Source organism: Kribbella sp. NPDC020701 (genome assembly GCF_055562215.1).
On sequence record NZ_JBVHFT010000061.1, the window covers coordinates 1 to 1654 of the forward strand.

General features: G+C 68.4%; 1 protein-coding gene. It reads left to right on the forward strand.

Going from position 1 to position 1654, the window contains the following annotated elements; all coding sequences use genetic code 11:
* Positions 1-119: 119 nt before the first annotated feature.
* On the forward strand, positions 120-1496 hold the full coding sequence (locus ACZ3HV_RS44505; protein ID WP_465693944.1) for an IS1380 family transposase: 1377 nt from the start codon (positions 120-122) through the stop codon (positions 1494-1496).
* Positions 1497-1654 lie beyond the last annotated feature (158 nt).

The following is a 1654-nucleotide window of genomic DNA, read 5'->3' on the forward strand; positions in this document are numbered from 1 at the left end:
CCTCGGCGTTTCACGGGAATTTGGACAACACGTGAGGTGAAAAGGCGAGAGTGCCTTGTCTGTAAGGGAAAATTGGGCTTGCGAAGGACCAATGATCCCGGACAGGAAGGCACTCTCGAGTGAAGCGTAGCAAGGGCAAGGCCCGGTTCAAGGTGTCGGCGGATGGTAAGGGGATCGTGTCGCACGCCGGGTCCGCGTTGTTGCGGGAGTTGGCGGCCGAGACGGGGCTGGTCGAGGGCTGGACCGCGGCGCTGATCGATACCTACCGGTTGCCGCCGATGCACGCACCGGGCCAGGTGCTGGTCGATGTCGCGGTCACGATCGCCGACGGCGGCGACGCGCTGCGGCACCTGCGGACGCTGCGGGACCAGCCGAAGCTGTTCGGGCTGGTTGCCTCGGACCCGACCGCGTGGCGGGTGGTCGACAGGGTCGATGCGGTCCGGCTGGAGGGATTGCGGGCCGCACGGACGCAGGCACGGACGCGGGCCTGGGCAGCCGGCGCGGGCCCGGACCTGACTGAGGAGTTGTGGTTGCACTTCGATGCGACCCTGCTGACCGCGCACTCAGACAAGGAAAACGCTGCGCCCACGTGGAAGAAAGGGTTCGGATTTCACCCGTTGCTGTGTTACCTGGACCGCCCGGACGTGTCGGGTGGTGAGGCGCTGGCTGGACTGCTACGACCCGGGAACGCCGGGTCCAACACCGCCACCGACCATGTGACGGTGCTGGAGATGGCGATCGCCGCGCTACCCGAGAACGCCCGGCCCCGGCCCGGTGAGCCCGACGGGCCCAAGGTGCTGGCCAGTGCCGATTCCGCCGGCGCCACCCATATGTTCGCCACGGCGCTTCGCGAGCGCGGGATCGGGTTCTCGCTGGGCTTCGCCGTCGACGAGAACCTGCAGCAAGCGATCCTGGCCACCCCGAAACACGCATGGACCGAGGCCTACAACGCCGACGGACAACCCCGCCGGGGCGCCTGGGTCGCCGAACTCACCGGCCTGCTCAACCTCACCAACTGGCCACAAGGGTCCCGGGTCATCGTCCGCAAGGAACGCCCCCACCCCGGCGCCCAGCTGACGTTCACCGACATCGACGGGCACCGGTTCACCGCCTTCCTCACCGACACCCAAGGCGGCCAACTCCCCGACCTCGAACAGCGCCACCGCGGCCACGCCCGCGTCGAAGACCGGATCCGCACCGGCAAAGACACCGGCCTCAGGAACCTGCCCTTCTACGCATACGCCGCGAACGCCTGCTGGCTCGAACTCGCGCTGGCCGCCGCCGACCTACTCTGCTGGTCCCAGGCCCTGTGCTTCGCCGGCACCCTCGCCCGCACCGAACCAGCCACCTACCGCTACCAGATCCTGCACGTCGCCGGTCTCCTGGTCCGCACCGCCCGCGGCCGGCGCCTGCGACTCGACACCGACTGGCCCTGGGCACACCAACTCGCAACAGCATTCGACCGTCTCCGAGCCGCTCCCTGGCCAGCCACCTAACCACAGCCCCCATCCCAACAACCCGAGGACCTTCGGAACCCGCCGACCCGACGCGACAGCCGGGTCCGGCCCACGCCACCAACCCGCCCAACAACCCCCAGAACACCCAAAAACCAGCCATCAGCGACACGCCGGAACCCCGTGAAACTTCGAGGCTA